The organism is Microbacterium sp. 69-10 (assembly GCF_001897945.1).
Classification (GTDB): domain Bacteria; phylum Actinomycetota; class Actinomycetes; order Actinomycetales; family Microbacteriaceae; genus Microbacterium.
This window is the reverse complement of the sequence record NZ_MKRT01000023.1, coordinates 57,661-63,757: the sequence shown is the minus strand read 5'-3', so window position 1 is coordinate 63,757 and position 6,097 is coordinate 57,661. Positions and strand designations below refer to the sequence as shown.

Annotated in this window: 6 protein-coding genes (1 of these 6 cut by a window edge); 1 reads left to right on the top strand and 5 read right to left on the bottom strand. The window is 65.9% G+C overall.

Translation table 11 applies throughout. The annotated features are described in order from the left end of the window. The 3 genes in view from BGN97_RS10460 to BGN97_RS10450 are tightly spaced (at most 23 nt apart) and all read right to left on the bottom strand, a layout consistent with a single transcriptional unit that may run on beyond the window. A protein-coding gene (locus BGN97_RS10460; RefSeq protein ID WP_292701024.1) for an extracellular solute-binding protein crosses the window boundary here: on the bottom strand, positions 1 to 1,154 show its 5' portion. 223 nt of this gene lie to the left of the window's left edge; 1,154 of the gene's 1,377 nt are visible here — the first part of the coding sequence; the start codon lies at positions 1,152 to 1,154; its stop codon lies beyond the left edge, outside the window. After that, positions 1,108 to 2,028, bottom strand: a complete 921-nt coding sequence (locus BGN97_RS10455; RefSeq protein WP_292701227.1) for a sugar phosphate isomerase/epimerase — start codon at positions 2,026 to 2,028, stop codon at positions 1,108 to 1,110. The genes BGN97_RS10460 and BGN97_RS10455 overlap by 47 nt, the downstream gene beginning before the upstream one ends. A gap of 23 nt (positions 2,029 to 2,051) precedes the next feature. After that, positions 2,052 to 3,197 carry a Gfo/Idh/MocA family oxidoreductase gene (locus BGN97_RS10450; protein ID WP_292701225.1) on the bottom strand — a complete coding sequence of 382 codons (1,146 nt, stop codon included), beginning with the start codon at positions 3,195 to 3,197 and terminating at the stop codon, positions 2,052 to 2,054. A 198-nt stretch (positions 3,198 to 3,395) separates the two neighbouring features. Here BGN97_RS10450 and BGN97_RS10445 point away from each other — a divergent pair, with 198 nt between their 5' ends. Beyond that, entirely contained in the window at positions 3,396 to 4,547 is a 1,152-nt protein-coding gene (locus BGN97_RS10445) for an ROK family transcriptional regulator (protein ID WP_292701022.1), read from the top strand. Positions 4,548 to 4,596: 49 nt separating this feature from the next. On the opposite strand, the gene BGN97_RS10440 is transcribed toward BGN97_RS10445, so the two are convergent. Both BGN97_RS10440 and BGN97_RS10435 read right to left on the bottom strand, forming a co-directional pair. Then, positions 4,597 to 5,652, bottom strand: a complete 1,056-nt coding sequence (locus BGN97_RS10440; protein WP_292701020.1) for an LLM class flavin-dependent oxidoreductase — start codon at positions 5,650 to 5,652, stop codon at positions 4,597 to 4,599. A gap of 38 nt (positions 5,653 to 5,690) precedes the next feature. Beyond that, positions 5,691 to 6,097, bottom strand: a 407-nt coding sequence (locus tag BGN97_RS10435; protein ID WP_292701017.1) for a PLP-dependent transferase, incomplete at its 5' end; no start/stop codon positions are given.

The window sequence follows — 6,097 nt, the reverse complement described above, 5'->3', positions numbered from 1 at the left end:
GCCATCTCCTCGCCCGTGTAGAAATCGAGGAAGAGCGCGGCGAGATCGGGCTGCTTGGATTTGCTCGAGATGGTCAGCGCGCCGTCGAACGCGCCGGTCGTCGCGAGTTCCTTCCCCGCAGGAGCAGGCAGCACGAGAAAGCCGGCATCGGCGCCCATGTCAGCATAGAGGCCGGTGTTCCAGTTTCCGGTGATCTGATAAAGGCCCTCGCCCTTGACAAAGGCGGCATTGCCGTCGTCGTTCTTGATGCCGTTGGTGTCAGGCGAGATGTAGCCCGCCTCCATCCAGTTCTGCAGTTCGGTGAGCCCATCGACGAAGCCCTTGTCCGTGAAGCTGCCGCCGGCGCCGTTGATCCAGTCCTGGACCTGCTTCGGACTCTCGGTGTAGTTGAGGATCGCGGAGAGGAGATGATTGGCGGGCCACTGCTCGAGATTGCCCATCACGATCGGCTGCACGCCGGCCTTCTTCGCCGCGTCCATCGAAGCGACGAAGGCGTCGTAGTCAGTCGGCACCTTGAGACCCAGCTCGGCGAGGATCTTGGTGTTGTAAAAGACTCCGACGATGTTGCCGCCCGGGGCCGCGCCCCACTGCTGGCCGGTGCCGAAGACCTTTCCGTCCTCGCTGACCGTCAGCATGCCCTTGACCGCCGCAGGGTAGCGGTCACCCCAGCCGTAGGACTCGGAGAACGCGTCGAGCGAGCGGATGAGCTTGCCCGCAGTCAGACGGCGCGCCATGACCGCGTTCGATTGCGCGATGTCCGGGGCGTTGTTGCTCTGCATCGCAAGGTCGATCGTCTTGCCGTAGTCATCGAACGACTTGTACGAAGCCTTGACCTTGACGTTGTCGTACTTCTTTTCGAATGCGGTGATGGTACGCTCCAGCGCGTCCTTTCCTCCGCCGGACGCCCATGAGCTGATGGTGAGTGTTACATCGCCGAGGGCGGCGACCTGCTGGTCGCTGAGCTTCTTTCCGGTCGCCTCCGCTCCAGTTCCGCCGGATGAACAGCCGGTGAGAAGTGCCAGTGCGGTGATCGTGCCGATCGCCGCCGTGATTATGCTGCGTCGCATATGGAATACTCCTTTCGATTTGGTTCGTCGAGTTGTCTGATCAGATCGTGTGCGGGGTGCGGACAGGAGACGGGGCGCGGAGCGCATCGAGGGTGCGCTTGGCGATCAACAGCCCGGTCTCGATGCGCTCCGGTGTGCCGCCCCAGACCGGATCCTCGTGCTCCACCGAGACGGTTCCCTCGAAACCGCCTTCATAGAGCGTGTCGATGACGCCGAGCCAATCCACCTGGCCAAGGCCGGGGATGCGGTACCGCCACCAGCCGGTGTCCCACCCGTCCCGACGGGAGACCGTGCGACCGAAGATCGAGTATCGCTGACGTGCTGCCGGATCGATCTCGACGTCCTTCGCCTGGACGTGCCGGACATGCGGTGCGTAATCCTTCAACGCCGCGACCGGGTCTATTCCGAGCCACATCAGGTGAGAAGGATCGAAGTTCAAGGCGAACCCCATCTCGATGATCCAGTCCCACAGCTCCGGCGTGTAGGCGAGGTTGGCGGGGTACCCGTCGGGGCCCCATCCCTCCATCGGACAGTTCTCGATGACCAGCGTGACGCCATGGTCTGACGCGTAACGCACGAGATCGGGCAGTACCTTGGCGCCCTCGTGCAGGTTGTCGGTGACAGATGCTGTCAGATCGCGACCGATGAAGGTCCCCACCGTATCGACTCCAAGCAGCGAGGCTGCGCGGACGCATGCCTTGAGGTGTCCATTGATGCTTTCGCGCTTGGCGAGATCGCCGTGAAGGTTGTTCTCGTAGTACGCGAGCGCCGAGATCGAGAGGCCCGCTTCCGCAAAGGCGTCATTCACCCGGGCGGCCTCACCGATGTCGAGTGTCCGCACGTCGATGTGGCGGGCGTGATAGGTGGAGGGATCGTTCTCTTCCCAGCATCCGACCTCGAGTGCCTCGAAGTCGTGGCGAGCGGCCCAGGACAGCACCTCCTGGAGCGATCGGTCCGCCATGCAGGCGGTGAGAAATCCGAGCTTCATCCTGCTATCTCCTTCCATTGTTCGTCCTGCGCGGAACTGAGCACGGCGTCCACCAGGTGAGCGGCGTGCGCGCCATCGGCGAAAGTTGGCAGGCCCTCTGGGCTCTCGCCATCGACCGCCGCATATGCATCTGAGATGAACGAGGTGAATGCGCTGTCCCAGCCCTGCGGGTGCCCGCTCGGCAGGCGGTCGGTGGCATGCGCCGTCCCCGAGCCTCGTGCGAACAGGGCCATCTCGCCGTGAGCGTCGCCGAACCATGCCTGCTCGGGGTTCTCGTGATTGAAGGAGGCGGATCCTGACGCGCCGTCGATCTCGAACCACAGGCGGTTCTTCCGTCCTGACGAGACTTGGGAGACCGTCAGGTTCGCGGGTACACCTCGATCGGTTCGGAGCAGGAGGGTGGCGATGTCCTCGGTGTCGACTTTCATGAGGGGTCCGCCGACGGCAGAGGGCGCCGAGAAACTGGGGCCGGTGGGCGTGGGGCGCTCCGGGACCGAGGTTGAGAGCTGGGCGACCAGCTTGACGAACCGCTCGCCGGTGATCCATTCGATGAGGTCGCACCAGTGCGACCCGATGTCAGCGAATGCCCGAGAGGCGCCACCGGCTGCAGCATCGACTCGCCAATTCGACGCGAGCGGGTCGAGCAGCCAATCCTGCAGGTATGAACCGTGCAGCAGCGTGATCGGTCCGAGATCGCCGTGCTGCACGCGGGCGCGGATCTCGCGAACGGCGGAGTAGTACCGATAGACGAAGGGGACCGCAGCGACCACACCGCGACGGGCGGCGGCGGCTGTCAGCTCTTCTGCAGCGGCTGCGGTGGTTGCGAGCGGCTTCTCGCAGATCACATGCTTGCCCGCGTCGATCAGCACTCGGGCGTAGTCGGCATGGGTTCCGGTCGGCGTGCAGAGATGCACCACCTCGACGTCGGACGCCGCGAGAGTCTCGATGTCGGTGAAGGCCTGATCCGCACCCCACTCGTGTGCGAGCACCTCGCCGCGTACGGGATCGGATCCGAGTACGCCGACGAGGGGGATGCCGAGGACCGAAAGTGCCTGTCGGTGAACTCGCCCGACCATGCCCCCACCTGCGATGGCCGCCCGTCGGAACGTGCTTCTCGTCGTCACCCTGAAACCTCTCTGCATAACCATCAGAATCTCGTGCGTCTTTGCGCTACTTGGGATGCTAGAGATGTCATTTACTCTTCTTCAAGGAATAAATAACAAAGATTTCGACATAATAGGTGCATGAATCAAGCGATGCCTCGCCTCCGCCACCTGGGTGCGCAGCAGTATCGACTCGACTCCGCGATCGGACGGTCGATGACCGATCCTGCTGTCGCGATGAGCGTGATCCTGGGGCTGATCGCCTCGGGTGATGCGGTGACGCGTCCTGCGCTCGCACGCGAGACCGGTCTCTCGCCGTCGACCGTAGAGGCGCACCTTGAGACCCTGCGCCGTCACCGTCTCATCGCACCGGGAGGACCGGCAGCGAGAGTCGGCCGAGGGCGGCCCGCAGGCACCTTCGTCATCGGCGGCGACGTCTGCGTGATCGCGGCGATCTCTATAACTGCGGGGCACGTCGAACTAGCCGTGATGACACTCGGCCAGTGCTGCCTCGCCTACGAGAAGTACGACAGTGCCATCGCTGACGGACCGCAGGTCGTTCTCGGTGCGTTGCAGGAACGACTGCGCGCGATGCTCTCTTCACTAACGGAGACCCGACTGCTGGTGATCTCTATCGGCCTCCCAGGGCCGGTGGACTCCCATCGCGGCATACCGGTCCGGCCACCGATCATGCCGGGGTGGGATGAGTACCCGGTGGCTGGCGAGTTCACAGAGGAGTTCGGGTGTCTGACGGTCGTCGACAACGACGTCAATCTGATGGCGCTAGGCGAGTCGCGGGCGCTCCCCGCCGATGAGCTGCCGCTGCTGTACGTGAAGGTCGGGACGGGTATCGGTGGTGGGCTGGTGACCGCGGACGGGAAGCTGCATCGAGGTGCGCACGGCGCCGCCGGCGACATCGGTCACATCCGCGTGCTGAGTGACAATCACCGGGTCTGCAGCTGTGGCAACGTCGACTGCTTGGAGGCGGTGGCGTCGGTTGCGGCGATGGCACGCGCTCTCGGCGAAGAACAGGAGGTGCCCGAACTCGGGCAGGAGGACCTGATCGCGGCCGTTCGGACCGGTGACCCGTCGGCAACGCGTATCGTCCGTCTCGGTGCATCGATTCTAGGTGAGGCCGCCGCATCACTCGTGCACCTCTACAATCCCGCACGGATCAGCCTGGGCGGCCCGCTCACAGCAGCGAGCGATGATCTGCTGGCCGGTGTCAGAGCAGTCGTCTATCAACGAGCACTTCCTCTCGCGACGAGGAATCTGACCCTCTCGCACTCGGTGCTCGGGCAGGAGGCCGCAATCGTGGGCGCCTCGGTAGCAGCGATCGATGCGGTGCTGAGTGCGAGGTTCATCCGCGAACGGCTGCGCGGCGCCTGATCTCGCGCCTTGATGTCGCCGTTCTCGGGGAGGGCGGAACCCAGGGCGCTCAGCCTGCCGCGGCCAGCGAACGCTGCCCCACCAGCGGGAAGACCTGCTCGGCGATGCGGTCGAGCTCCTCGTCCAGAGGCGACGCCTGGATCAGCAGCAGGCTGATGCCGGCGTCCGCGTACTCGTCGATCCGCTCCGCGACCTGCTCGGCCGTGCCGACGAGATTCGGTCGCAGGCCGCGCGTGCCGACCGAGTACTCGCGACGGGACAGCTCCAGCGACAGGTTCGAGTTCTGCCGGAACTGCTCGAAGGAGGCGTAGCCGGGGGAGTGCGGGTCGACCGTGGTGATCCGGTCCAGCTCGCGCTGCGCCTCAGCCTCGGTGTCGCGCACGATCACGTACGCGGGCATCCCGAACTCGGCGATCGGCCGGCCGTGCAGGCGCTCGGAGCGGGCGTTCATGTCGGCGACGTTGGCCCGCACCTCATCCAGGGTGCCGCCGTGCATCACGTAGGCGTCCGCGAAGCCCGCGATCGCCTCCCGGCCGGCGTCGCTCTCGCCGCCCGCGAAGATCACCGGGTGACTGGAGGGCTTGGGCTCGACGATCGTGCCGTCGAAGTCGTAGTGGTCGCCGCGGTAGGTGAACGGAGTGCTCTCCCACAGTCCGTTCAGCACCTCGACGAACTCGGTCGCCTGGGCGTAGCGGGCGTCGTGCGCGGGGAAGACTCCGCCGAACTGCCGTGCCTCCTCCGCCCACCACGCCGCGACCACGTTCAGCGCCACGCGCCCTGGCGCGATGCTGTCGAGCGTGGACACGGTCTTGGCCAGGACGGCCGGCAGGTGGAACCCGGGGCGCACAGCGGTCATCACCCGCAGGCGGTCGGTCGCCGCGAGGATGGCCGCGGACAGCGACCATGCCTCCAGGCTCGGGGCATCCGTTCCCTTGCGGTCGTTCAGATACAGCTCCGGGACCAGCGTGGTGTGGAAGCCGAGGCGGTCGGCCTTGACGGACACCTCGCGGATGTACTCCCACGTGGCGGCCATGCGGCCCTCATCGCGGACGTTGCGCAGGAATCCGCCGTAGACGGGCGTCCAGTATCCGAGGTCGATGGCCATGAGGGTCCTCCTGGTGCTTCGGGTTCAGAGTGCGGCGTTCAGGCGATCGCGAGCGCGCGATCGAGGTCGGTGATCAGGTCGGCGGGATCCTCGATCCCGATCGACAGGCGCACGGTGTTCAGGGAGATGCCCGCCGCCGCACGCTGGGCGGGGGTCAGGTGCGAGTGGGTCATGGATGCGGGGTGCGCGACCAGGGAGCGGGCGTCGCCGAGGTTCGCGACCAGGCGGAAAACGCTCAGCTCGTCCACCAGCCGGGCGATGCGCTCCGGGGCCTCGTCCTCGGGCCCGGCGACGTCGAAGGAGAACACCGAGGGCGCCCCCTTGGGCAGGTAACGCTGCGCGAGAGCGTGCCACGGGCTGCCCGCGAGGCCGGGATGGTTCACCCGGGAGACGGCCGGATGCTGCGCCAGATGCTGGGCGATCGCCAGCGCGCTCGAGGACTGGC

Coding starts and splice junctions, on each gene's coding strand:
- BGN97_RS10455 (WP_292701227.1), bottom strand. CDS start 2,028: ATGGCGGACCGATCGCTCCAGGAGGTGCTGTCCTGGGCCGCTCGCCAC.
- BGN97_RS10450 (WP_292701225.1), bottom strand. CDS start 3,197: ATGCAGAGAGGTTTCAGGGTGACGACGAGAAGCACGTTCCGACGGGCG.
- BGN97_RS10445 (WP_292701022.1), top strand. CDS start 3,396: ATGAGCGTGATCCTGGGGCTGATCGCCTCGGGTGATGCGGTGACGCGT.
- BGN97_RS10440 (WP_292701020.1), bottom strand. CDS start 5,652: ATGGCCATCGACCTCGGATACTGGACGCCCGTCTACGGCGGATTCCTG.